Raw genomic sequence first — 26,039 nt, forward strand, 5'->3', positions numbered from 1 at the left:
AGCACATTGAATAATAATGAATCAAAATGATGACAATAAAAAATATCTTATGTTTAAGCCTAACTTATGCAGTTTCAAACTCAGCCGTTGCGTGTATTAATAGTTATGCCTTTGAGATGGGGGCGAGTGCTATTACTCAAGAATATGCAGAAGAAAAGCTTGAGGAAACTAAAGCTAAAATAAAAACAGTCGAAGAATTAAATGATTATGGTGTATTGCTCATTTTTGCCCATCGCTATAACGATGCGATAAAAATGTTTAAACAACTTGAAAAACAACATCCCAATTTAGCCAAGACTGCGGCAAATTTAGGGACAGCCTACGAACTTTCAGGTGATTTAGAAAAAGCGAAATATTGGATTGCACAAGGTATGCAACGTGATGCCAATATTCACCAAGGCAGTGAATGGATTCATTTAAAAATATTGGATGCACAGATCCAGCAGAAGAAAGATTCAAAATGGATTCAAACCCATGATGTATTAGGTTTAGATTTTGGTACTTCAACTGTACCTAAGGCAAAAGTACAAGAAATTGTATTTCAAAATAAGCATTATGATTTAGACAAAATATTGCTAGACAGTGAAATACAAATGGATCAGCGGCTAAGGTTTGTCAAGCATGATCCAATCAGCGCGCAGATTGTTTTTAATATGACAAATATCGAACTTACAAAATACAATACAGATGATTATACCGTTGATATTCTTTATGATCGGGCTAAAGACTTAGGTTATAGCAATCCACAATTATTGGAAAAGCGTAAAGACTATTTCCTACATTCAAAGTGGTTTCAATTCAAAGCATTTGTATTTCAACTATGGCAACATTTAAAAAAATTTTTTGATTAAAGAATAGCAAAAATACACAAAACTTGTGCAAATTGTGTTTAGAATGCAAATATATATGAACAAATACAACGAAATATCTTTGAGGGAAATATGATGAATGCAATGAAAAAAGGCTTATTGGCACTTACTTTGGCAAGTACTTTGGCATTTTCAGGTTGTGGCTATAATACCTTGCAGGCTAAAGATGAATCAGTAACTGCAGCTTGGTCAGAAGTTGAAAACCAATACCAACGTCGTGCGGACTTAGTGCCTAACCTTGTGAATGTCGTAAAAGGTTATGCGACACATGAAGAAAAAGTGCTGACAGAAGTCACTCAAGCACGTGCCAATGTTGCGGGCTTGAAAGTCGATAAAGAAGTGTTGAACGATCCTGAATTATTCAAAAAATACCAAGAAGCACAATCGCAAATGACAGGTGCGTTATCACGTTTATTGGCAGTGACTGAAAATTATCCAGATCTAAAAGCCAATGAGCAATTCCGTGACTTACAAGTGCAACTTGAAGGTACAGAAAACCGTATCAGTACTGCACGTACTCGTTATGTGACCACTGTTCAAGATTACAATACTTATGTACGTCAATTCCCTCAAGCGATGACCGCTAAAGTGATTGGTATGAAAACCAAGCCAAACTTTAGTGCAGAAGCGGGTGCTTCTAAAGCGCCAACAGTGAATTTTAACTAATTTCTAAATACCTCCCTCACCATCTTATTTGACGTGAATCGAAAGGGGTATTGATCTGGTTAATGAATACATTGTGTGAATAGAGGTGGTTTGATGATTGAATGGTTACAAGCATCACGAATTAAAAAAATCAGTATAGGTATCTTTATACTGTTTGGGTTGATGCTGTCTGTTCAATCAACCGTATGGGCTGAAACTGCAACAGCAACGGATGAACAAGAGGCGCAAGAAGCTGTAGTTTTGGGTAAAATTGTGCCCAATGCGAATGTTCCAAATGTGATTGGTACAAATGCATCCGCGATCAATGGGCAACAAGCCACAAATGTCACAACGAGAACTCAATCACAAGCACCGACTGATGCGACTCAAAATTCAATCGCTGTTGCCAATGATATGGCAGAAGGGCAGTTATCACGTGATATTCCAAGCTTAAATCAACCAGTTATTGACCAAGCAAATGTTTTAACTGCTGCGGAAAAGCAAAATCTTGAACAACAAATTCAGGATATTTACCGTCAGGGTAAGGCACAAATTGGCGTGATTATTGTCCCGACAACAGGTAGTGAGGGCATTTTTGATTTTGCTATGCGTGTGGCTGAACAATGGAAATTGGGTTCAGCGAAGCAAGACAATGGTTTATTGATTGCAGTTGCGGTGAATGATCATAAATTGCATATCGCTACAGGATACGGTTTGGAAGGTGTGCTTCCAGATATTATGGTCAATCGTATTATCCGTAATCAAATCACACCTGCGTTTAAACAAAACCAATTTGGTCAAGGGATCCAAGCTGGTGTTGATGAAATTGAGCGTATCTTGGATATGGATCCTGAAACAGCAGCCAAAGCTGCGGATGAACTCAAGGATCGTCAAGATCAAGCGATAAAAGCCCAGGAAGCCAAAGATCGAACACTCACTACCACGATGATTATTTTGATTATTGGTGTATTTGCATCGTTTATTGTGGGGAATCGTTTGAGTGCATGTGTGGCAGGAGTAACTGCTGCTGCGGCAGGTATGATTTATGGCTCAGGCATCGTGATGAGTTTAGTGCTTGGTTTTGGTGTGTTCTTCTTACTCATTACGTCTATCGCACAGTTGTTGTTCCAAATGTTCGCTTCTGGTGGTGGACGTGGTGGCGGTGGTGGAGGCTTCGGTGGGGGCGGAGGCTACAGCGGTGGCGGAGGTGGTTTTGGTGGAGGGGGAGCATCAGGTTCATGGTGACAAAGAACGATACAACAGAAATTGTAACGCAACCTAAGTTGCAAGAATCAGTTGAACCGAGTTTTAGACGTTGGCTCAAGCACTTTTTTTATATGCCTGCATCTAAACGGTATTTTACTAAACAAGATCAGGCTGTAATTGCTCAAGCTGTGCAACAGTCGGAAGATGGTCATGTCGGTGAAATTCAAGTCGTGATCGAAGGATATATTCCAAGTCATCAGGCTTATCATCAAAATACAAAATTGAGAGCACAACAACTTTTTGCTGAGTTGGGTGTATGGGATACCGAGTTTAATAGTGGTGTTTTGCTGTATTTGAATTTGTGTGAGCAAACTGTAGAAATCGTGGTGGATCGGGGGATCAATCTAAAGACGTCTGCAGAAGTATGGCAGCGGATCTGTGATCAGATCGTGGCTGAGCTTAAAAATAAGCAGTATCGCTCTGCGGTGGTCAATGGTGTAGTGGAAATAGGTAAAGTATTGAATTTGTTTTACAATGATAAAAAACCTGATATGATGAACGAGTTGTCAAATCAGCCTATAATTTTGAATTAGAACAGAAAAACCTGAATTTTTCCTTTAAAAAAGTGACCATAAATGTCACTTTTTTACGTTTAATTACATGTTGAAAAATAACAATAAAAAAAACTTGTAAAGTGTTACATAGTCTTTAGAATCAGAGAGGTGTTCGAGGGCTGTTGATTTTTCCACATAAGACAGACTCATAAAAGCTCTAAAAAGCGATAAAAATTTTTAAAACATTGGAGAAATGTTATGAAATCAGTTCAAAAGGGTTTCACCCTTATCGAATTAATGATCGTTGTTGCGATTATTGGTATTCTTGCTGCTGTTGCACTTCCTGCTTATCAGGATTATACAGTTCGTGCGAAAGTATCGGAGGCTGTTCTAGCTGGTTCAACTTGTCGTACTGCTGTTACTGAGGCATTTCAAGCTGCTTCATCAATTCCTACAGCTGGTAATTTTGGTTGTGAGTCAACCTCTGGAAGTCAAGTTTCTAAATATGTTCAAAGTGTGACTACTGGTGCTGGTGGTGTAATTACTGTAACAACTTCTGGTGATGACAGTCTTAAAGGTGCAAAAAGTACGACTATTATTATGACTCCGAAGCAAACTAATGGTAATGCTCCGGATATAGGTACTGGTGTTGGTTCTTGGATTTGTGGCGGCGGTGCTTCAACAATGCCTCCAAAATATTTACCAGCTTCTTGCCGTGGTTAATTTTTACTAAATGTAGTCATAAAAAGGGATGTGTGAAACGTCCCTTTTTTTTATGGTGTTGTATTTGTGGAAAAAAAGAAACTTTATTATTTTATAGTGGTATTTTTAATAGGTGTAATCCCTTTTATTTTGCCCAATCATCATTATCCTTGGCGGACAGTTTATCAAGATTTTGCATCTTTTCTTGTGTTGTTGGTGATATTTACTGTTTTTCTAAAAAAGAAATTAATATTAGACCTTAAATTTTACGCTATTTGTTTGATTGCTGTAATTCCACTGATTCAAGTCTTAGTTCATAAGATTTTCTTTTTGGGGGATGGCTTTGTCGCTTTTATCTATATATTGTCATTTGGGCTGGCTTATTTAGCTGCATTAAATTTAGGTAGACAAGAACATATAGCGAACTATTTATTGCTTATATCTAGTATTTTTATTTTCAGTTCTATCATTTCACTTTATGTAATTTTAAAACAATGGTTATTGTTAACACAAGGTGGTGTTTGGTTGGCGGATTTACCCCTTGGAGCGCGTCCATTTGCAAATTTTGCTCAGCCTAATAATTGTGCAACTTTTTTGTGCATGGGGTTAATTGCATCTTTATATGTCTATGAACAAAAATATATCAATCAAATTTGCGGTACATTGCTAGCTAGCTTTATTTTGTTTGGTATCGCTTTAACACAATCACGGACAGCATGGGTATTCGCACTCGCTTTTCTGATCTGGTGGTTTTGGAAAACTAAGTATTTTCAGGTTCGCTTACATAAATATTCACTTGCTTATTTTGTGGGGATATTTGTCTTATTTATTTTTATGCTTCCTTATGTATCTAATTATTTAGGAGTAACCATAACTGCCGATGCTGTGAGTCGTGCTAGCTCAGGGTATTTAAGAATACCGATGTGGCATCAAATGTTATTAGCAATTCAAGAGCAACCACTGCGGGGGTATGGTTGGAATCAAGTTGGTGTGGCTCAACTTTCAATTTATTTGAATTATCCTATCTCTGAATGGACAGAACATAGTCACAATATTCTCATTGATTTATTGATTTGGAATGGTATTCCAATTGGTTTAGCAATTATTGGATTCTTTACGTGGTGGTTATACCGTTTAAGCCTATTAGCAACAACTATAGAAACTTTTATTGCACTTGCAATGGTTGGAGCAGTATTGGTACATGCAATGCTAGAATATCCATTAGATTATGCTTTTTTTCTATTGCCAGTAGGATTTTTATTGGGCTTGGTACAATCTTATGACAAAACAATTAAAATTATTGAAATACCAAGAATAATCGTCGTAATTTGTTTCACTATTTTTAGCACGTTATATTGCTGGATATTTTACGAATACCAATTGATCGAAAAAGATGTACAGTTGGTTAGATTTGAGTCGTCCAATATTGGTACTTTACATGCAAAGCAGGCGGCCCCTGATGTGATCTTACTTTCACAATTAAGAGAGCAAATACGGTTTATTCGTACGCAACCTAAGGAAAATATGACTCAAGAACAGTTGGCTTGGATGAAGCAAATAACTTATCGTTTTTCAACATCTGCCGCGCTATACCGTTATGCACAGGCTTTGGCACTTAATCATCAGCCAGAACTAGCAAAAAAATATTTATTAATTCTGGAAAAATTACACGGTCAAAAGCACAGCCTTGATTCATTATACCAAGTACATCAATCTCTAGCCTTTGAGTGGCAAAATCAGAGCGAATCTAAACCATGATGAATAGTTTATCCAAACGGAAAAAGTTTTTTTTAGGTCACTTAGGTATATCGTGTGTATCGGCATTAATTATCTTGGTATGGGTGTTTTTTGTTTGGTATCCATCACCACTTGCAAATGCGGTTGGTGTGACACAGATTTTTCTGATGATGCTCGCGATTGATGTCATTGTAGGGCCAGTACTTGGCTTTATTGTTTATAAAGAAGGAAAAAAATCTTTAAAAATGGATTTGGGTGTCATTATTGCACTGCAAATATCTGCGCTTTGCTACGGTATTTATAGTATTGAGCAAGGTCGACCAGCTTGGATCGCTTTTAATGTGGATCGTTTTGAATTGGTCCGAAAAAATGAAATTATTGAAGATCATATCGCAGAAGCATTGCCTGAATATCAACACGTATCATGGTTAAAACCGCAATTTATTGCAGTTGAATTTGCTAAGGATGTAAAAGTACGTAATGAAGATATGTTTGCAGAAGCTTTAGGTGGTATTTCTCTTTCACAAAAGCCTGAACGATATATTGCTTTAAGTAATGCACAAAAACAAATGTCTGATCGTGCGCAAAATTTAAGTGGTCTTAACTTATTCAATAGTAAACAAGATGTAGATAACATCATTAAAAAATACTCGCAAGCCAATGCATGGCTTCCACTTAAAGCTAATGCAGAAGATATGGTGGTACTGATCAATAAAGAAAAAGGCCAAGTGATCAAAATCGTTGATTTACGACCTTGGAAATAAACTCTTAAATTTTGCAAACTGAGCTTATAATAAGCTCAGTTTTTCTTTGTACTTTCCATTTATGAAAGCCATTCCATACATTTTTTCAGCCATATTCTTATTACTGGCATGGTTACTCCCGATCCATAAAATACCATGGACAACCTTTGGTAGCGAGCTACTAACATTCCTATCAGCTATTGCATTGCTCTCAGCATTTATCAATCAAGACCTAAAAATACCACGACCACAAATGGTGGCATTGCCGATCCTTACTATTCCATTACTACAATTTGCGTTCGGACAAATTCTCTATTTGAGTAATGCGTTACTGTGTACAGCATACATTGCGATGTTTTGGTTGATGGTCAGTGTGGGATATAACTTAGCAATAGGTGAAAAAGGGCAAAGAGAACAAGTTTTTAAAATATTCTGCGTTATGGTTTTTACAGGTGCTGTGCTTTCAAGTCTAATTGCGATCAGTCAGTGGTTAGATCTGGAGCGTCATTTAAGCCCATTTGCTAATGTTTTAAATCACAACCGTCCATATGCCAATTTTGCCCAACCCAATAATTTAGCAACTTTTATATGCATGGGGGTATTTGCTTGTTTGTATTTCTATGAAAAAAGAGTATTGCCACGTTTGGTTTTAATTCCTGCAACATTCATATTTTTATTCACGATTGCATTGACCCAATCTCGTACAGCTTGGGTAGCGTGTTTATTTACCTTGATCTATTTAACGATTAGGCAATTTGGACAAGCGAAGCGTTTCAGTTTTTCTAAGTTGCTCGTATGGGTGAGTGTATTTATCGCAATAATTTTTTCATTACCACTTATTAATCAATTGGTGGCCTCATATGCAATAGAAAATGTACAAACTACAATGACTGTGGTTGAAAGGGCATCTTCTAGCTATCTGCGTCTGGATATGTGGAATCAAGCTTTAATCGCAATAGGACAACATCCTTGGTTTGGTTATGGTTGGAATCAAACTGGAATGGCACAAATCGCAGCATTTGATCTTTATCCATCACATGAATGGTACAAAACTGCACATAACGTGATCCTAGACTTGTTGATTTGGAATGGTATTCCGATTGGTGGATTGATCATTCTTTATGTGATGTGTTGGTTGTATTGGCTCAATAAAGGTATCCGAGAACCTGTTTCCATCGCTGCTAGTTTAATGGTCTGTGCGATCTTGATTCATGCATTATTAGAATATCCAATTCATTATGCATACTTTTTATTACCGTTAGGGTTTTTACTCGGGATGATCCAAGCGCAGTATCCAAATTTGCCGACAGTTAAATTAAAGTCATCGGTGATTGTTACTGTGATGATTATTGGTGTGATGCTCGTTGGTGTGATTTATCGTGATTATATTATTTATCGCCAACAATCTGTTTTTGTCTCAAAGAAAACACTCACTGCTTCACAAAAAGAAGTCATGGATCAAGAGATCTATGTCCTGACACAATTTAAAGAGCGTGTTTGGTGGATTGGTTTAAATCCTTATACACACATGTCAGATCAACAATTGCAATATATCGGGCGTATGGTGGCAAATTTAGCATCGGCTTATGACATCAATAAATATGCTCAGGTACTCGCATTTAATGGTAAAAAAGCAGAAGCTGAACACCAGCTGTGGATTTTAAAAACCTTGCATAGGCAAGATAAGCGCTATCAAGATTTATTACCGAGTTCTGCAACCAAGTAAATTTTGGTTCTAATCAAAAAATCCCCAAATTAGTTGGGGATTTTTTATCTTTATCAAATTTCGATCAAAGATAGCTTTCAGCTTACATTTGACTTTGAATGTAATTCTCAATACCCACACTTTCTGAAAGATCGAGTTGAGTTGTTGTCCAATCCCAGTATTCTTCTTCTTTTTCTAAAATCTCTTGAACCAAGTCACGAGTCACATAATCTAAATGAGTCTCTGCGAGAGCAACTGCTGATTTAAGTGCTTCAATATTCTCCTTAACTTTGCGTACATCGCAGTTCAGCACTTCAACGGTATGTTGACCGATATAAAGCTTTCCAAGATGTTGAAGATTTGGTAAACCTTCGAGGAAAAGAATACGTTCAATAACCTTATCAGCATGTTTCATTTGGCGAATAGATTCTTTGTATTCTGCTGAACCGAGTTGTTCAATTCCCCAGTCATTAAACATGCGTGAATGGAGGAAATATTGGTTAATTGCTGTTAAATGATGATAAAGCACTTGGTTAAGTTGATTGATGACTTCACGATTGCCTTTCATGGTCAAAGCTCCATTCTTAATTTCTGCCTTAAGATCAATTAAAAATTAAGGCAATCTGATATGTTTTATATTAATCAAAATTTTAGCTTGTTTCGAGTAATTTATGGAACGGCAAATGAAAATCGCAATCAAAAACAATAGAACTGTGTTTTGTGGAACTGCTTATATAAAAATAACCCGCCTTGAGTCGAGGCGGGTGAGGAATATGATCCGAAGATCATTGGAGAAATGTCATTATTATTCGTTGGCTAAATTTATGATTTTAAATTAGGTTCTGTCTTCAAATCATGCGCTTAATGATGAACACGAGTGAAAGCTGAGTAAATTTAAGCCGCCACAGAAATTCGTGCTGCGATCAGACTAAGTTCTTCATTAATGATGCTTTTTGCTTCAGGCGCACAACGACCACAGCACGTACCTAGGTCTAGAAGATCACGAACTTCACGATAGCTTTCTGCACCATTTGCCATAGCATCTTTAATATCTTGATCTGTAATACCACGACATAAACAAACGTACATAGAGAAACTCAACCCTAAGGTTAAATGCGATAACTAATATTATTGATAATTGTTATCACTTGTCAATGAAATTCATTTAGAAAAGGGTTTGTCTTAATTGGATTTTTGAATAAAAAAATACCACGTGATCGGTGGTATTTTGTGCTCATTTTTAAAGTCATTAAAAATGAGTGGGTTAACAATTCTAATCTTTTATTTAGAAATAATGACGATGCCATCCATTTCAACCAATGCGCCTTTAGGTAAAGAAGCTACACCGAGTGCCGCACGTGCAGGATAAGGCTGTGCAAAATATTCGCCCATAATTTGGTTGACGAGTTGGAAGTTAGATAAGTCTGTAAGGAAAATATTGAGTTTAGCAATATCAGCCAATGAACCACCAGCCGCTTCACAAACCGCTTTTAAATTATCAAACACACGGCGGATTTGTGCTTCAATGCCTTCTACCAACTCCATGCTGTATGGGTCTAAACCAATTTGCCCTGAAAGGTACAAGGTATTGTCAACTAAAATCGCTTGAGAATAGGTTCCAATAGCAGCAGGGGCATTTTCAGTATGGATTACTTGGCGGGACATCGATTTCTCCTTAATTTCAACTCAATTCATCTGATATGAATGAACGGTATACTTGAAAGTGGCATGATTCAGTTGAAAAATGCTCAAGCTCTAACTTAGCACGCTTTTGCTTTGATGGGTTCATTAATTGTCGGTGGCATTGCAAGACGACTGATGCGAGGGAAACCGAATTGCATGCGTAATTCACGAATGATTTGTGCAATTTGCTTACGATTGTTCACCACGATATTGACATAAGTTTTGCCTTCATGGGAGCGAACAGATTCAACACCAGTTTTGGCTTTACGGCACAAATAGATCAATTCAGAAATCTGCTCATCATTCAGTACTAAATCAATACTTAGGTAAGCATTGAAGTTGACATCATCTTCTTGTTCAGATGTCCAGTGTAACAACATGATATTTTCAGGGTGCAAATGCTGTTCATGCAAAAGATTATGACAACGTTCACGATGTACGATTAAACCACGTCGTGATAAATGCCCTTGAATTGGATCACCGAGTACAGGATTACAGCAATGTGCATATTTCACATCGACCCCATCTGTCCCTTGAATTAAGCGTTCTGAAGCGGCTTCATCAGCATTTTGTGATTGTGCAAATAAATGATTCGCCACCAATTGTGGTAGTAAATCACCAACTGCAATTTGTTCAAACAAGGTATCTTTGTCTTGAACATGGCGCCATTGCAATAAATCAATCCAATCTGCTTCAGACAAATCTTTGGTCGAGCGATTAAAGAGTTTTAGAGCGCGATCTAAGGCTTGTTGTCCAACTAAACGTTGTTCATCAATATCTTGGTCACGCAGAATGTTTTGAATCGCACGACGGGCTTTTTGTGTATTGATAAAACTGAGCCAATCAGGGTTTGGCGTCGCCAATACATCGGTAATAACTTCGACGACTTGACCACTGACCAGTGGTGTCGACAATGGTTTCACTTCACCATTGATCTTTGCACCAACCGCATGGTTGCCTAAGAATAGACTGGCTGAATAGGCAAAATCGACTGCAGTCGCACCTTGCGGTAGTTCATGCAGCTGACCATGTGGGGTATACACCCAAATTTTTTCTTGATGTAAATAATCAAGTAGATCGCTAAATGTGGTTTTTGCACAATCACCACCCACCAAGATGTCTAGATTCTTCATCGAGGCTTGGATTGCAGAGCGACAGGCTTGCGGTGCATTTTCACCAAGAACAACACCAAAACGCGCGGCTTTACGCATTAACTCCGTTTGAATGGTGAGTGATAGCGTAGTTTTTTCACCTTTTAGGCGAATCATTAAAGATTGGTTGCCACCAGGCAATGGACGACGAATATGATCTTCGTAACTTAACACTTGGAAGTTTTCACGTAGCGCTTCGACTAAACGGTCACAATCGGCAATACTTTGTAAAATAATTTCAAAGGCATGGCTATGGGTAAGCTCTTGTAGGTCGATTTCATTTTTGACAAAGTGACGGAGTAATTCGATATTATTATTTTTCTTTTTAATACGACCGACAATATTATAGTTATTGAGTAGATCCGCAAGATTTTGTTCCCAAACAGATTGATATTTACATCGTTCAGGTTTGGTCTTTAGTAGATTTTCTTGAACATCGTTATACATGTCTAAATCAAGATTTTGATAACACAGATGTTCTAAGTTATCTGCCATCTCATTCATACCAACCAGACGCGCCATCGGAACGAAAATATCAAAGGTTTCTTGAGCAATACGCGCACGCTTATCGGGGCGTAATGCACCTAAGGTCGTCATATTATGATAACGATCTGCAAGTTTGATAATAATAACGCGAGGGTCTTGTAGGGTGGCTTGTAAGATTTTTCGGAAAGAGGCAGCTTTATTATATTCTTTATCGCTGGAATGGCTGAGTTTAGTCACGCCATCGACCAGTTCAGCGACGACTTTACCAAATTTTTCAGTAATGTCTTCTTTGGTAAAATCTGTATCCTCAATGACGTCATGCAGTAAGGCTGCCATGAGGGTTTCTGCATCCATACGCATATGTGCAAGGATACAACTGACCGCAATTGGATGCAGAATATAGGGTTCGCCACTTTTACGTGTAATGCCATCATGCGCAATATCAGCATAATCACAAGCCACAAGTACTCGCTCGACATCACTCGGTTTTAAATATGCGTCGATAATAATATTGAGCTGTTGTTTAGCTTGGCTGACCGCTTGGCCTGGCATAGAACACCTATCTTAAATTACAAATTTGAACTATTTTTTCCTAATGCTCTAATGAAAAGCATATTGCGTCTCTTGTCAATTTCTTGACATTAAAAATATCTATTTTTTTTAACAAATATTTTGAGTTTTGTCGATGAGTTGGCAAAATAAATAATATAAATATGCAATAAAAAAGCCTAGTATCAAAACTAGGCTTTTTTAGAAAGTTCAACTTATTGGAAAGAGAAACCTTCAAGATTAAGATTGTTTGCAGACAATGCAAGATCAAGACTAGAAGTTTGATAATCTTGATCACGTTGTTTCAAGATATCTTTAGTCACATGACCAATTGCAATTTCACGTAATGCAACAACAGTCGGTTTGTCGTTGTCCCACTCTACAGTCGGTTCGATACCTTGACGTGCCAATTGACGCGCGCGTTTGCTTGCCACTAGTACAAGCTCAAAGCGGTTGTCTACATGGTCTAAACAATCTTCAACGGTTACGCGTGCCATAAGAATTCTCGTTTGAATACAAATTTTTTAAATAGACTATGCAGTATAAAATGCTTTGACTACAGACTCAAGTTTTAATCGATGCTTATTTAAAATCATCTATTAAAAATTATCGACGGTTTCCAATCAACAAATCGTTACGATTGTGGCGTAATCAATTTGGTAATAAGCGATTGATGACGATTAGCTTGCTGACTGAGTTTTAAGCGATTTGCATTGATCACAGACTCAAGATCATGTAATGCTTTATTGAAATCATCATTGATAATAATGTATTCGAAATTAACATACTGTTGCATATCTTCAACAGCACAGCTTAGGCGATGCTCGATCACTTCCACGGAGTCTGTGCCACGATTTGAAAGACGTTGACGCAAATCAAACTGTGTAGGGGGAAGAATAAAGATTTGTTTAGACTCAGGAAAAAGTTTGCGAACCTGTTCAGCACCTTGCCAGTCAATTTCCAATAAAACGTCGTGACCTTTTGCCAATTGGTCTTTTACAGTAGCTTGAGCAGTACCATAATAGTTACCAAATACTTCAGCATATTCGATAAAACCACCTTGATTCACTTGATCAAGAAAATTTTCTTTACTGGTAAAATGGTAATGAACACCGTCGAGTTCACCTGGTCGTTGACCACGAGTCGTATGAGAAACTGAAACATGTAAATTGCTCACACGTTCAAGTAATGCTTTTACGAGAGATGTTTTGCCTGTTCCTGAAGCCGCAGAAACGACAAACAATAGACCCGACATGATATTTTTCCTGATATGATAAAATATCTTCTCTATTTTAGAGTAGAGTGCAGACAAACAAAACTGTTTTTACACATTGTTTGCATTTTAACGATAAAATTTATCCAACCATTGAAGTGAGCGTTGAGGAATCTATGGAAATTGTTTTGGCTAATCCACGTGGATTTTGTGCAGGTGTAGATCGTGCAATTGCCATCGTCAATCGTGCACTTGAATGTTTTAACCCTCCAATTTATGTACGCCATGAAGTGGTACACAACAAGTTTGTGGTGGATGATTTGCGTCAGCGTGGCGCAATTTTCGTGGATGAGTTGAATGAAGTACCAGATGATAATATCGTGATTTTTAGTGCGCATGGTGTATCTAAAGCAGTTCAACAAGAAGCTGAACGCCGTGGTCTAAAAGTATTTGATGCAACTTGTCCTTTGGTGACCAAAGTGCATATCGAAGTGACGAAATATGCGCGTGAGGGAACTGAAGCGATTCTGATTGGTCATGAAGGTCACCCAGAGGTCGAAGGGACAATGGGGCAGTATGACAAAAAGAGTGGTGGTGAAATTTATCTGGTTGAAGACGAAGAAGATGTAGCTGCTTTAGCGGTGAATCACCCAGAAAAATTGGCTTTCGTTACTCAGACAACATTATCTATCGATGACACTGCCAAAGTGATTGATGCTTTACGTACGAAATTCCCTCAAATTCAAGGCCCTCGTAAAGATGATATTTGCTATGCGACGCAAAATCGTCAAGATGCTGTTCGTGATTTGGCAACCCAATGTGATGTGGTTTTAGTGGTCGGTTCGCCAAATTCTTCTAACTCGAACCGCTTACGTGAATTGGCGGAGCGTATGGGGAAACATGCTTATTTAGTGGATAACGCAGATGAATTAAAACAAGAATGGTTTAGCCCTGAACATAAAATTGGCGTAACTGCAGGCGCTTCTGCACCAGAAATTTTGATTAAACAGGTGATTCAACGTCTACAAGATTGGGGCGCGTCTGCACCGCAAGAACTAAATGGTCGTGAAGAAAATATCACTTTTAGTTTACCTAAAGAGCTAAGGATTCCAGTTACTCAAAAGTAGACAATCGTTTTATTTTTTACAGCAGATAGCTGTTTATTTCGGTTATCTGCTTTTTTGTGCCTTTTATCTAGCATGTATTGGTTTTGTAAATATTTTGATTAATATTTAAAGTAGAGTAATTTTTTGTTGCGGTGGGGGCGTGATGAAAGATATTGAGGGATTCACTTTAATTGAGTTGCTGATCACGATAGCTATATTGGCTATTGTGGCGATGTTGGCTGCACCATCATTTCAATCCATTATTCGGGCGAATGAGTTGCGATCGGGAGTAGATAAAGTCACCGTTGTATTAAGCGATGCAAAAAACAATGCTCGATTAACACGACAGACGTCAACATTGAAGTTAGATGGTTCCTATCAAGTTGATCCAAAGAATAAGGAATATGACTTGAGCACAGGTGTGGGGAAAAATGTGGTTTTAACTTCAACTGATAAGGCGATTGCTTTTTTAGCAAATGGGCTTATTGAAACAACTGCGAAAACGTATCCCGTATGTATAAACATAAAACATAGTAAAAGCCTAACGACGGAATATATCAGTATTACTCAGCTAGGGTTTATTACCCGTTCTAAAACATCATGTGATACAAAATAAGAGAATAATATGAAATATCAAAAAGGTGTTGGGTTGATGGAAGTCATTGTGGCAATGCTGCTGTTGGGTATAGCTGTTTTAGGTTTTGCTTTGTTGCAATATAGGTCTCTAGAAATGGGAGAACAGTCTTTACGCAAGATAGAAGCAACTAATATTGCACGTAGCTTAAGTGAAAGAATGTTTTTTAATAGAGGTGGTGATTATAAAGGGGTCACTTCAACGGATACAACAAAGTGTCTAAAAACTTACTGTGATGCAGATAGTTTTGCAAAGAAAGATATTGCAGATATTACTCAACTTGCTGCTACAAAAAATATGAAAGTAGCCATATTTTCTTGCCCAAATACTAAAAACTCACGTAATTGTATTTATGTTGCTTGGGATGAAACAACCGCTACACAAAGTGATAAAGATGATAATGCGTGTACTGAAACTACTACATTTAAATATAAAACAGGTGCGCGCTGTATTGTGGTGGAGGCATTCTAATGAAATCTAATTTTAAGGGATTTACACTCGTTGAATTGATGGTAGCTCTAGCTTTAGGGCTGATTATCGTTGCCGCTGCAGTACAACTTTTAATCAGTGGGCAGTCTACATTAACTTTTCAAAAAGCCATTGAAAATGTTCAAGATAATGCAAATTTTGGCATAAATTATATTACAGAAGATCTTCGCCAAACAAATCTAGGTGTGGGAGGGCGAAAAATGGGGAACAGTACAATTTCAGGTTTGATTATAAAAAAAGAAAACTATCCTACTGGAATGACTACGGAAAAATTGCCATTAAGCAGCTCGGAAACTGGGAAAACTTTTGCTAATAGTAAAAGTGATGTACTTGTAATCCAATATCGCCCTGCACAATTAAACGGTTTTGATTGCGAAGGTGGAAAAATAACGACAGCAGATACGATTATCGTTCAGAAATATTTTGTTCGTGAGGATCAAAATAGTAAAAATGGTGATCTCGTTTTAGCTTGTGCTGCTGGTAGATATGATGCAAGTAGTGCAACCCCAGCACTTACAGGTTTAAGTGATGCAAGTCTAGGGCAGGTTATTTTACAAAGAGTGGATCAGTTTAAAGTTTTAGTTGGTGTTGAGAATGCGGCGAATCAGATGAGCTACTTAACATTAAAGCAATATGAAGATGAAGTAACAACCGTCAGAGCCGTGACATTTCAAGTGGGGGTTTTAGTAAGATCTGTAGAGAATGCGGGAGTTAATACTGTTATTCCAAAGAGTTATACATTATTAAATACGGCATATACCGTTTCAAATCCAAAGAATACAACTGGTAAATTTTTAAGAATACCTGTTGAACAAACGATTGCGATACGTAATGCGATTGGAGATGTTCAATGAAAATGAATCAACATGAGCAAACAGGCTCAACTTTAATCGTTGTTTTATTCATTTTAATTATTATTACGATTATTGGAGCGATGGCAGCTAAGTCTGGTTTGTTTGGTTTGAAAATTGCGACAAATAGCCAAGCTATGCAAATCTTAAATCAAAATACCGATGCTGCGTTTATACCTGTCGAAGATAAAACAAAAATTGAATCTTATCTTTTGGGTACGAATTTATTTGGTTACCCCAAAATGGATGCCAATCGTAATAGAGAGTTGATTTTTTGCTATAAGGGGTCTGAAAAAGATTTCTTTTCCTTACGTAGAGCAAGCCTTGCTTATATTGATGAGTCTTCAGCTTTGCAAACGACAGCCCTTGGAGTCAGTGGTTATTGTAAATATGAAACTAGTTTTTTTAGTAGTGGGCGTTCAGCTGCATTGACTCAAGTGTCGGTACGAGTGGGTAATTCTACAGTTGCAAATGTAATGCCATTTAGTGGTATGCCCGAGGGTACAGACTCTGAAACTGCAAAAGTGGATGAACCACAAAACTTGGTTGTTACCGTGATTTCAGTCATGCCAGTACTTGGTAATGCTTCTGAAGATGAAGTGAATAAATGTATGCAACGTGCCAGTTATATAGACCCAACTGATACTGCAATCAGTACCGAGGATAAAGTGACTGTATCAGAGTGTCTCAGACAACTTGGTGTGCCTTTCACTACGCAAGTTTCAGAATATAGTTTGGGGCAATTTCTTCAAAAGTCGGCGAGTTAAGCCTGAAGTTAAGATCGGTTAGAGGTTTCTATGAACAAGAACAAACAAATTCAAAATCATTGGATGTACTTTAAAGTATCAACTTTAGCGGCATCCGTTACATCATTGATTTTAGCAAGCTTGCCTGCTCAGATTCAGGCGAGTGATATTGATATTTATCAAGCGGGTGGGACAGGAGCGACACGTATTTACTTGATGTTAGATACTTCAGGAAGTATGGCGCAAAATAGCTCTTTTAACGTGGATTATGGTTATACTTATTATAAATGGGGGCAAACATATAATTTATGTGAACGAGTTAAACTTCCAAATAATTTACAAGTAAAAATACCTAATAAAGATAATACAGCGAGTACATCTTATACTTATGCAACGAGTTCTGATTACTATTGTAGTATTGATTTGGATTCTAGTGCTATACAAAATACTAATGAAGGTAAGGCTTATAGGGAAAAAATACAGAGTGTCTGTGAAAAAGTAGGTGCAACAAATACATATAATTGTTATAGCCGTATTGTGAATTTACGTAAAGGTTTAATTTCTGTCGTTGCTGATGCTTCGATTGATGAGAAAATCTATTTCGCTTTAGGCAATTATCCGAATAGTAATCAAGGAGGTAAAACTGTAATGGGCTTTACCTCTATGGATGCGTCAGGTAAAAAATCTTTAATAGAAAAAATTCAAGCATTGTCAGCAAGTAGTAATACACCCATTTCACCAGCATATAATGTTGCAGGGAATGCAATTATTCAAGAAGGTCAAAATGCAACTGGAGCAAGTGCCAGTTGTACGGGTAATGGAGTTTACTTTTTAACAGATGGAGAGCCTAGTACAAATGAAGGGCAGGGAAATTTTAGTACAACCTTGTCTAATAATAAAATACCATCTCTAGCTACAAAGGATTTAAAAACATTATCAACTAACACTTGGGCTAATAGTAATTCTGCTTATTGGACAAATATTGGTAATTTTTCCCAAAATATTCGAGCAAGTAAGTACTTAATTAAAACAGCAACTGTTGGTTTTGGCGGAGGATATTACCTAACTCAAACACAGAAAAATTCAGCAAATATAACAATAGGTGATAAAAAGTATTTTGATTGCTCATATATTGATGCAGCCTCATCGGGACAGACTGATCATCAAAGTTTATGTAGATGGGGGGCAAAGAGCATTCCAAATCGAACAGATATGGGAGGATTTGGTGAGGGTGGTTTTTATACCGCACAATCATCTGCTGACTTAGTTGAGAGTATTAAAACATTTATTACGGATACGACAGTCCCAATTGAAGGCACGACCATCGGTAGTAGTACCATTCCAAACGATGCTTTAAATACCAATCAGCTACAACCTTTTGCTTATTTTCCAATGTTTAAGCCACTGATTGAAACAGCAGATCAGTTGTGGGTCGGTAACTTAAAAAAGTTTAATGTGCTTGAGGGCACGCTTTACGATACAAATCGTCAGCTTGTGTTTAAAAATTCCACTGATATTAATACAGGATTAAATGATTATTGGTTGAATAAAAGCGTAACACACGCAGATGAAGGTGTAAGTTACGGTGGTAATTTGAGTCAGCTTTTGGGTGCTAAAATGCCGAAAACTGATGGTTCAAATAATTTAGTCTTACAAAGAAAAGTATTTATCAATGATGGTAGTTCTGCGAGTGATTTGAAATCTGCGGAAGATATCCTTAAAGCAGGAACTCTAGCAGATCGAGAGTATTTATATGGTTTGTTGGGATATTCAAAACTTACAGCAGCAGATTTAACCGATTTAAAATCAAAATCTTATACAAATCAATTGACGTATTTGAAAACTAAAACAACAGCCCAAGGTTATCAACTGGGTTCGATTATTCATTCATCTCCTATTTTGTTAACACAAAAAGGTGCAATTGCGGCTGACGCAGGAACCATGGGCTCGGTTGATCGTGATGACTATGTATTGTTTGGAACAACACAAGGTGTATTGCATGTTGTCAAATCTGGAACCCAAAACTCGCAAGTGATAAATGGTAGTGGAATCGCTTCGGGGAGTGGTGAAGAGGTTTTCTCTTTTGTACCTAAGGAAATGTTAGTTAATCAAAAAAAAGGGTTCTTTGAATCTATGGCAATGGAGAAAGCTACAAATAATAATAATGCTTTTTATTATGGTGTAGATGGTCCTTGGACTGCTCATACGGTTTATGAGCCGAATTTCTATAATGCTACAGTGAATGGAACAACTGTGGAAAGGGATGGCCTACAAGTAAAAGCTGATTCTAAGTTAAGTCATCAGTATGTATATGGTGGTTTACGCATGGGTGGACGTAGTTATTATGCTTTAAATCTTTCGGATATAGATAAGCCGAAGCTGATGTTTCATATTAATCCAGATGCAGAGACCAGTGGTGCTATTTCATATATGGGACAGAGTTGGTCAAAGCCAACAGTCGCTTATATTAAATGGAATGGACAACGCAAGTTAGCCATGATTGTAGGCGGTGGTTATGATATGGAATATGAGGACCCTACTTTTACGAGTTCGTCTTTGAAACCTGTAAAAGGCAATGGAGTTTATATTTTTGATGCAGAAAATGGGAAATTGCTATGGTGGGGAAGTAGTCGAGCAGGTAATGTGAATGGCGACAAAGATGGTGGAGCTGCTACAGCAATAACAGATATGACTAATAGTATTCCATCACGAATCAAAACAGCCGATCGTGATGGTGATGGTTTAGTTGATCATCTTTATGTAGGAGATTTGGGTGGGAAAGTATTTAGAATTGATCTAAACCCAAATCATAAAGCAAGTGATTCTTCGAAAAAATTTGTTTTGAATGCATTTACTTTTGCAGATGCAAAAGATGGCAATAATAATCCGCCTCGTTTTTATGAAGCACCAACCTTTACAATGCATACGGATTCGACTGGTAAGCGATTTGCAGTCGTTTCTTTGGCTTCAGGTGATCGAAGTAGTCCTTTGAAATCTGAAAGTTCTGCACAGGATATGATTTTAGGTTTTTATGATAGCGGTGTTACTCAAGTCACACCAGTGAAAGGCACTACAGTGAACCTTTCGAATATGAATGAAATTTATGGTGCAGCGACAAATAAAACGGGTGGTTGGTATTATCGTTTACCTAAAACGGATAGTAAGTATCAAACACGTGGATTGTCTGAAGGTGTTGCTTTAGATAAAGATTTGTACTATTCCGTCTTTGATCCGAGTAAGACAAATAATGGAAGCAGTGGTACAAGTACCAGTTGTTCAGGTGGAATTGTAGGTACGAGTAAAGCATATAAATTATGCCTACCTTCTGGTGTATGTGGTACAGATACTAAAATTACAGAGGTGGGGGACTTGGGTGCAGGTATTATCTCTTTGAACGTTGGGCCAGGCACCGAAAAAGGTTCTCGAAAATTAATTTTCAACAAGATTCCTGAAACGTGTGTAGGGACAAGTTGTACGCCAAATCCTATTGTTGAATATAATACAACGAATAAGTTGCTGCCGACGCGTTGGTATAATATGACGCCTTATGTGGGAGCAAAATAATGACGAAAGGTTTTACATTAATTGAGTTAATGTTGACTGTTGTTATTATTGCAATCTTGGCAGCTATTGCGCTGCCAAGCTACCAACAGTATGCACGAAAAAATAATGAAAAAATTGCAGAGCAGAAGTTACAAGATATTGCTTTAAAACTTGAAAATGAACGAACTCGTAATTTCAGCTATAAAGATTTTGTATTGGCTGATGAAGATAGGGTAAGCCCTAAAGGTAAGACTGGTACTGATGTCAAATATAATATTGATGTGGATAAATCAGTTTTTCAAAAATGGGTTGTTAAGGCATGTGTGAATACTAATTTAAAAGATGCAGGGTCTTATAGTCATTATGCCTTAAATAGTGAAGGTGCTTCATGTGAATGGAAAGAGGCAAAAACTTGTAATGTACCAGATGCTTGTAAGGTGGCTAAATGAAGACTAAAGGCTTTACATTGATTGAGCTTATGATCGTTGTTGTGATCATCGGTATTTTGGCTGCAATAGCCTTTCCAAGTTATACACAATATGTGCAGAGGACAAAAAGAGTAGAAGCTCAGACTATTATGCAAGAAATATCGCATAAATTGATTGCATATAAAGTGGCGAACGGAACATATAAGGACGTTGATATTAGTACCGTATATGGAAATAAAATTCCGAATAGTGGAACATCCAATTATACATTGAGTATCGCTGATATAGATGGTAAGAAATTCTCAGAATCCACGAAGTTGGCAACATGGAAATTGACAGCTACACCAGTCAACTCTATGACTGGAACAGGTGGTTTGACGTTAGATAGTTCAGGCAAACAGTGTTGGGAAAAGACATCTGGTAGTTGTACTGCATGGGACGGCAAGTAAATTTAAATTCAAACCTGTGAATAACTAAATATTGATCTATCTTTCGATGGAAAGATAAAGTAAAATACTGCCCTCTATGAAAGGGGTTTGAAATGTATCGATGGTCGGTACAGGGATAATCCGTAAAAACTATAAGGTTGTATCATGGTAGTTATTCGTCTTGCACGCGGTGGTGCTAAAAAACGTCCGTTTTATCAAATCATCGTGACTGATAGTCGCAATGCACGTGACGGTCGTTTCATCGAGCGTATCGGTTTCTTCAACCCTACAGCTCAAGGTAAAGCAGAAAAACTTCGTTTAGATGCTGACCGTTTTGCTCACTGGGTTTCACAAGGTGCTCAACCTTCTGAACGTGTTGCTTCTTTAGCTGCTCAAGCTAAAAAAGCTGTAGCTGCTGCATAATTAATTCTTCGCAGAATTATTTTACTTGTCAGTAGGTAACCCATGACACCAACACAGAATGTACCCGAAGATCGTATTCAGATTGGACAGCTACGTTCAGCATATGGATTAAATGGGTGGCTCTGGGTCTATTCCAATACAGAACCTATGAGCAATATATTTGACTACCTGCCTTGGTACATTGAAACCAAAGCAGGTTGGCAAGTTATAGATGTAAAACGTTGGAAACCGCATGGCAAAGGTTTGGTTGTTTCGCTGAAAGGTGTGAGTGATCGCACCGCAGCAGATAGCTTAGTTGGCGCAAATGTCTGGATTTCAAAGTCGCAACTTCCTCAAGCGGGCGTGGACGAGTATTATTGGTCTGATTTGAAAGGTCTAACAGTGTTAGGTCTGGATGAAGAAGAACAAGAAGTCAATCTCGGTCAAATCCATGAATTGTTTGAAACAGGTGCTAACGATGTGATGGTTGTTCGTGCAACAGCAGAAAGCATCGATGGCGAAGAGCGAATGATTCCGTGGCATAAAGATGTGGTACAACGTGTTGATCTTGAAGCTGGTCGTATTTACGTCAATTGGGGCGTAGATTATTAATTCTTAAATTTATTTTTAAAGAATTAACGCAGCAGGAAAATAGAGGAGTCTGCGATGTTTTTTGCAGTCATTACGCTTTTTCCTGAAATGTTTGAAGCGATTACAGCCTACGGGATTAGCGGACGTGCAGTAAAACGTGATTTGATACAAGTCCATTGTATCAATCCACGTGAGTTTGCTGAGGGCAACTACAAAAAAGTGGATGAACGTCCATTTGGTGGTGGTCCGGGCATGGTGATGATGGCGGAGCCTTTAAGCAAAGCAATCAACCGTGCCAAAGCGCTTGCCGTGCAAGCGGGTGCAGTTCATGTCCCTGTGGTGTATATGTCACCACAAGGAAAGACCTTAAATGAATCTGCGGTACAACAGTTCGTCGATTACGATGGATTGATTGTATTGTGTGGTCGTTATGAGGGGGTAGATGAGCGTTTGATCCAGAAATATATTGATCAGGAATGGTCAATTGGGGATTACGTATTATCTGGTGGTGAACTCCCTGCGATGGTTTTATTGGACAGTATTATTCGACGTTTGCCGAATGCAATGTCTGATGAACAATCACATGTGCAAGACTCATTTGTGGATGGTCTTTTAGATTGCCCACAATATACCAAGCCAGATCATTTTGAAGGTTTGGATGTGCCTGAGGTATTAAAATCTGGGCATCATGCAAATATTGAAAAATGGCGGTTTTTGCAACGCTACCAACGCACACTGGAACGTCGACCTGAATTGGCTGAAAAAGTGGAGTTGACAAAGCAGCAAAAAAAATGGCTTCGGGATTCAAATACTCAAAATTAATTTGTGTATTTTTTAATAGGCTCTTTATACATTGAAGTGGTCAAGTATAAAGGGAAAGCTAATCGGGTTTATGCGCTTTAGCCTCTATACCCAGCGATGATCAGACCTCTTCTGACTCGCACATATTGGAGATACCCCATGAGCGGTAAGCATCCTTTAGTACAAGCTGTAGAAAATGCTCAGCTTAAACAAGACATCCCTGCTTTTGCACCTGGTGATACAGTTATCGTATCTGTAAAAGTAAAAGAAGGTGATCGTGAACGTCTTCAGGCTTTTGAAGGTGTTGTAATTGCTAAGAAAAACCGTGGTTTGAACTCTGCGTTCACAGTACGTAAAATTTCTAGCGGTGTTGGTGTTGAGCGTGTTTTCCAAACTCACTCTCCAATCGTTGCTAAAATCGAAGTGAAACGTCGTGGTGACGTTCGTCGTGCTAAGCTTTATTACCTACGCGAATTGTCTGGTAAAGCTGCACGTATTCGTGAAAAATTGCCAGCACGTAAACAAGGTTAATTTTAACTTTGCTTTACAGCTAAAAAATGCGCCTTTTGGCGCATTTTTTATGTCAAAATATAAAGTTTTATAAGCCTTGCGATTTTAAACGATTGGCATGTTCACGGTAGACCTGAACTGGATCTTGAGAGAATAAGCCACGTAAGCCAAGCACTTGGTTTACCTCATCGAAATGGTTCCAAGCATAATCATTTCGAATGGTTTTACCCAAGCGACCACTACATGTAGAAACTAGACCATCACCTTCTCCCCCCATCAACAATCCAGTCAGTCCCATTGCTGAATCAGGGTCAAAGATATTCGTGACCAGTCGATTCCCTTGAAACGAATAGAATGAAATTCCTTTTTCTTGGTAGGCACCTTCGTTACAATTGGCTGAGACGCCCATTGGGAATTTTCGACTGAATTCTGTCGCACCAGCAGTATTCAAACTTTTAGCACCAGCTAAGGCATCGCTCGGAAATTGTTTTTGGTCTAAGCCTTGTGCCCAAACAATTGATGCAGAAATGATATTTACGACAGCAACTACAGGTCCTTTTAACGGCGTGTCTTCTAATGAGAGAATAAGATCTGAAATTGTTGAGCCTTTTTGAGGTGAGGCAACAGCAGTAACTGAAGCAACCTTTGTAGGGATAATGCCTGCAACATATCGAGCTGTTGGGCCACCATGACTATGCCCAAGTAAGTTAACTTTTTCTTTACCTGTAAGGGCAAGAATTTCTTCAACTTGCTGAAGAAGTTGTTCACCTCGAACTTCAGTTGAGTTAAATGGGGAAACACGTGTTGTCCAAACATTTGTACCATTTCGTGCAAGGTCTGGTGCGATTTGATACCAATAATCTAAACCAAGTGTATCCGTACCAATGCGAGAGAATCCTCCCATTCCATGGGCAAGAACAATTGGGTATTTGGTTTGCGCATAGTTTGAACTGACATAGTTTGGTTTGATTTGTGTTATTACGCTTGCTTGAGTCGATAAACTTATAAATAAGCTTAAAGTGAGCATGCTAGATAGAAGTGGTTTTATTTTCATTTTATCCTCATTCTTAATTTTTATTGACAATTCATTTTGTCACTAAAAATTATAAAGATAAAATAAATAGTGTATGTATTTTTGTGTAAAAAATAAACAATTTTGATGGGTGGGAGATGCTGAGGGTCAGCATCTTAATTGTTCTTTAGATTATAAACCTTGCAGTTTTAGGCGGTTGGCATGTTGCCTGAATAGAGCCACAGGGTCTTGAGAGAATAGACCTCGTAAGCCCAATACCTGATTGACTTCATCAAAGTGATTATGCTCGTAGTCATTACGGATCACTTGACCATAATTGGCTGTACAAACAGATAAAATACCATCATTACTGGCAGGTCCCATGAATAGAGCAGGGACGACAGTCATCAATGCTGTATCCAGGACATCAAACAGATTGGTAACTTGACGATCACCTGTCCATGAATAGTGATGAATCCCATTGCTTATGATTTTTTGTCCAGAATTTGAAATATTACAATTGGATGGGGTTGCCGCAGTGGCATATTTTGCATTAAAAATGGCAGTACCTTGAGTGCTGAGCGATTTTAAAGAGGCTGTTGCATCATTAGGTAAATCGGGATTGCCTTGCAGATAAGATTCGGCAGTACCAATAATATTGAAAATTTTTGAAAGTGGTACTGCAACCACTTGATACTTTAACATATTATCTGCAAATTCCGCACCATGCATAGCGCCAGCTATAGCAGTTACTGATGCCACTTTGTTCGGGGCAACAGCTTCAACATATTGGCTAGTAGGACCACCATGACTATGACCAAACAAATTTACTTTGGGTTTTCCTGTCAGTGCAATGATTTCATCAACTTGTTGTAGGAGTTGTTCACCACGTATTTCTGTGGAATTTAAGGGCGAAACTTGAGTGGCATAGACTTGGGCTCCATTGCGGGCAAGGTCGGGGGCAATTTGATACCAATAATCCATACCAAAAGCTTGTGTACCTAAACGACTAAAGCCAAACATGCCATGGGTAAGGACGATAGGATATTTAGTTTGCGCATAGTTCGAACTGACATAGTTGGGCTTGATTTGTGTTATTACGCTTGCTTGAGTCGATAAACTTATAAATAAGCTTAAAGTGAGCATGCTAGATAGAAGTGGTTTTATTTTCATTTTATCCTCATTTTTAATATTGTATTGACAATTCATTTTGTCAATTATGATTATAAAGATAAAGTAAATAGTATGTGTGAAA

The 26,039-nt window shown here is 38.0% G+C and carries 28 protein-coding genes; 20 read left to right on the top strand and 8 right to left on the bottom strand.

What is annotated here, in order from left to right:
• The first annotated feature begins 26 nt into the window (after window positions 1-26).
• From EXE09_RS13255 to EXE09_RS13290, 8 genes are all read left to right on the top strand, one after another.
• The gene (locus EXE09_RS13255; protein WP_228257213.1) at window positions 27-851 is read left to right on the top strand and encodes a tetratricopeptide repeat protein; all 825 of its coding nucleotides are present in this window, start codon (window positions 27-29) and stop codon (window positions 849-851) included.
• A gap of 93 nt (window positions 852-944) precedes the next feature.
• Window positions 945-1,535 (top strand): LemA family protein, encoded by a 591-nt coding sequence (locus EXE09_RS13260; RefSeq protein WP_068973923.1) that lies wholly within the window; start codon window positions 945-947, stop codon window positions 1,533-1,535.
• A gap of 93 nt (window positions 1,536-1,628) precedes the next feature.
• A complete protein-coding gene (locus EXE09_RS13265) occupies window positions 1,629-2,759 on the top strand; it encodes a TPM domain-containing protein (RefSeq protein ID WP_130117592.1) in 1,131 nt (376 codons plus the stop codon).
• Window positions 2,753-3,313 carry a TPM domain-containing protein gene (locus EXE09_RS13270; RefSeq protein WP_130117593.1) on the top strand — a complete coding sequence of 187 codons (561 nt, stop codon included), beginning with the start codon at window positions 2,753-2,755 and terminating at the stop codon, window positions 3,311-3,313. Before EXE09_RS13265 ends, EXE09_RS13270 begins: the two co-directional genes overlap by 7 nt.
• Window positions 3,314-3,532: 219 nt before the next feature.
• Window positions 3,533-3,997, top strand: a complete 465-nt coding sequence (locus tag EXE09_RS13275) for a pilin (protein WP_130117594.1) — start codon at window positions 3,533-3,535, stop codon at window positions 3,995-3,997.
• Window positions 3,998-4,063: 66 nt separating this feature from the next.
• Window positions 4,064-5,734 (top strand): PglL family O-oligosaccharyltransferase, encoded by a 1,671-nt coding sequence (locus EXE09_RS13280; protein WP_130117595.1) that lies wholly within the window; start codon window positions 4,064-4,066, stop codon window positions 5,732-5,734.
• Window positions 5,731-6,477: a TfpX/TfpZ family type IV pilin accessory protein gene (gene tfpZ, locus EXE09_RS13285; RefSeq protein WP_087552289.1), complete on the top strand. Its 747-nt coding sequence runs from the start codon at window positions 5,731-5,733 to the stop codon at window positions 6,475-6,477. The genes EXE09_RS13280 and tfpZ overlap by 4 nt, the downstream gene beginning before the upstream one ends.
• A gap of 61 nt (window positions 6,478-6,538) precedes the next feature.
• Window positions 6,539-8,182, top strand: a complete 1,644-nt coding sequence (locus EXE09_RS13290) for an O-antigen ligase family protein (protein WP_130117596.1) — start codon at window positions 6,539-6,541, stop codon at window positions 8,180-8,182.
• Between the two features lie 82 nt (window positions 8,183-8,264).
• Here the strand turns inward: EXE09_RS13290 and bfr are convergent, their stop codons facing one another.
• The 6 genes from bfr to gmk all read right to left on the bottom strand — a co-directional run bounded on the left by bfr (window position 8,265) and on the right by gmk (window position 13,285).
• Window positions 8,265-8,729 carry a heteropolymeric bacterioferritin subunit Bfr gene (gene bfr / locus EXE09_RS13295; protein WP_130117597.1) on the bottom strand — a complete coding sequence of 155 codons (465 nt, stop codon included), beginning with the start codon at window positions 8,727-8,729 and terminating at the stop codon, window positions 8,265-8,267.
• Window positions 8,730-9,055: 326 nt separating this feature from the next.
• Window positions 9,056-9,250, bottom strand: coding sequence for a bacterioferritin-associated ferredoxin (locus EXE09_RS13300; RefSeq protein ID WP_068973820.1), 195 nt, complete (start codon window positions 9,248-9,250; stop codon window positions 9,056-9,058).
• Between the two features lie 192 nt (window positions 9,251-9,442).
• Window positions 9,443-9,826 (bottom strand): RidA family protein, encoded by a 384-nt coding sequence (locus EXE09_RS13305; protein WP_130117598.1) that lies wholly within the window; start codon window positions 9,824-9,826, stop codon window positions 9,443-9,445.
• Between the two features lie 95 nt (window positions 9,827-9,921).
• Window positions 9,922-12,033, bottom strand: a complete 2,112-nt coding sequence (locus EXE09_RS13310) for a RelA/SpoT family protein (RefSeq protein WP_068973818.1) — start codon at window positions 12,031-12,033, stop codon at window positions 9,922-9,924.
• A gap of 212 nt (window positions 12,034-12,245) precedes the next feature.
• Window positions 12,246-12,527, bottom strand: coding sequence for a DNA-directed RNA polymerase subunit omega (gene rpoZ, locus EXE09_RS13315; protein ID WP_004718302.1), 282 nt, complete (start codon window positions 12,525-12,527; stop codon window positions 12,246-12,248).
• A gap of 137 nt (window positions 12,528-12,664) precedes the next feature.
• Window positions 12,665-13,285 (bottom strand): guanylate kinase, encoded by a 621-nt coding sequence (gene gmk, locus EXE09_RS13320; RefSeq protein ID WP_087552293.1) that lies wholly within the window; start codon window positions 13,283-13,285, stop codon window positions 12,665-12,667.
• A 134-nt stretch (window positions 13,286-13,419) separates the two neighbouring features.
• On the opposite strand from gmk, the gene ispH reads away from it, so the two are divergent.
• The 12 genes from ispH to rplS all read left to right on the top strand — a co-directional run bounded on the left by ispH (window position 13,420) and on the right by rplS (window position 23,793).
• On the top strand, window positions 13,420-14,370 hold the full coding sequence (gene ispH, locus EXE09_RS13325) for a 4-hydroxy-3-methylbut-2-enyl diphosphate reductase (RefSeq protein WP_130117599.1): 951 nt from the start codon (window positions 13,420-13,422) through the stop codon (window positions 14,368-14,370).
• Window positions 14,371-14,512: 142 nt separating this feature from the next.
• Window positions 14,513-14,965 carry a pilus assembly FimT family protein gene (locus EXE09_RS13330; RefSeq protein WP_130117600.1) on the top strand — a complete coding sequence of 151 codons (453 nt, stop codon included), beginning with the start codon at window positions 14,513-14,515 and terminating at the stop codon, window positions 14,963-14,965.
• A 9-nt stretch (window positions 14,966-14,974) separates the two neighbouring features.
• Window positions 14,975-15,454, top strand: coding sequence for a type IV pilus modification protein PilV (gene pilV, locus EXE09_RS13335; RefSeq protein ID WP_130117601.1), 480 nt, complete (start codon window positions 14,975-14,977; stop codon window positions 15,452-15,454).
• A complete protein-coding gene (locus tag EXE09_RS13340; protein WP_130117602.1) occupies window positions 15,454-16,326 on the top strand; it encodes a prepilin-type N-terminal cleavage/methylation domain-containing protein in 873 nt (290 codons plus the stop codon). The genes pilV and EXE09_RS13340 overlap by 1 nt, the downstream gene beginning before the upstream one ends.
• On the top strand, window positions 16,323-17,090 hold the full coding sequence (locus tag EXE09_RS13345) for a hypothetical protein (protein ID WP_130117603.1): 768 nt from the start codon (window positions 16,323-16,325) through the stop codon (window positions 17,088-17,090). Before EXE09_RS13340 ends, EXE09_RS13345 begins: the two co-directional genes overlap by 4 nt.
• Window positions 17,091-17,120: 30 nt before the next feature.
• Window positions 17,121-20,633: a pilus assembly protein gene (locus tag EXE09_RS13350; protein ID WP_130117604.1), complete on the top strand. Its 3,513-nt coding sequence runs from the start codon at window positions 17,121-17,123 to the stop codon at window positions 20,631-20,633.
• Window positions 20,633-21,061, top strand: a complete 429-nt coding sequence (locus tag EXE09_RS13355; RefSeq protein WP_130117605.1) for a type IV pilin protein — start codon at window positions 20,633-20,635, stop codon at window positions 21,059-21,061. The genes EXE09_RS13350 and EXE09_RS13355 overlap by 1 nt, the downstream gene beginning before the upstream one ends.
• The gene (locus EXE09_RS13360; protein WP_130117606.1) at window positions 21,058-21,489 is read left to right on the top strand and encodes a type IV pilin protein; all 432 of its coding nucleotides are present in this window, start codon (window positions 21,058-21,060) and stop codon (window positions 21,487-21,489) included. Before EXE09_RS13355 ends, EXE09_RS13360 begins: the two co-directional genes overlap by 4 nt.
• Window positions 21,490-21,633: 144 nt before the next feature.
• Window positions 21,634-21,891, top strand: a complete 258-nt coding sequence (rpsP, locus tag EXE09_RS13365; RefSeq protein ID WP_068973809.1) for a 30S ribosomal protein S16 — start codon at window positions 21,634-21,636, stop codon at window positions 21,889-21,891.
• Between the two features lie 42 nt (window positions 21,892-21,933).
• Window positions 21,934-22,482: a ribosome maturation factor RimM gene (rimM, locus tag EXE09_RS13370; RefSeq protein ID WP_087554320.1), complete on the top strand. Its 549-nt coding sequence runs from the start codon at window positions 21,934-21,936 to the stop codon at window positions 22,480-22,482.
• Between the two features lie 54 nt (window positions 22,483-22,536).
• On the top strand, window positions 22,537-23,283 hold the full coding sequence (gene trmD, locus EXE09_RS13375; protein WP_130117607.1) for a tRNA (guanosine(37)-N1)-methyltransferase TrmD: 747 nt from the start codon (window positions 22,537-22,539) through the stop codon (window positions 23,281-23,283).
• A gap of 138 nt (window positions 23,284-23,421) precedes the next feature.
• Window positions 23,422-23,793 carry a 50S ribosomal protein L19 gene (gene rplS, locus EXE09_RS13380; protein WP_068973806.1) on the top strand — a complete coding sequence of 124 codons (372 nt, stop codon included), beginning with the start codon at window positions 23,422-23,424 and terminating at the stop codon, window positions 23,791-23,793.
• Between the two features lie 67 nt (window positions 23,794-23,860).
• Here rplS and EXE09_RS13385 read toward each other — a convergent pair whose 3' ends face one another.
• Entirely contained in the window at window positions 23,861-24,826 is a 966-nt protein-coding gene (locus tag EXE09_RS13385) for an esterase/lipase family protein (protein ID WP_130117608.1), read from the bottom strand.
• Between the two features lie 150 nt (window positions 24,827-24,976).
• Entirely contained in the window at window positions 24,977-25,957 is a 981-nt protein-coding gene (locus tag EXE09_RS13390) for an esterase/lipase family protein (RefSeq protein ID WP_130117609.1), read from the bottom strand.
• Window positions 25,958-26,039 lie beyond the last annotated feature (82 nt).

Origin of the sequence: Acinetobacter sp. WCHAc060025, assembly GCF_004209355.1 — a bacterium.
Lineage (GTDB): Bacteria > Pseudomonadota > Gammaproteobacteria > Pseudomonadales > Moraxellaceae > Acinetobacter > Acinetobacter wuhouensis.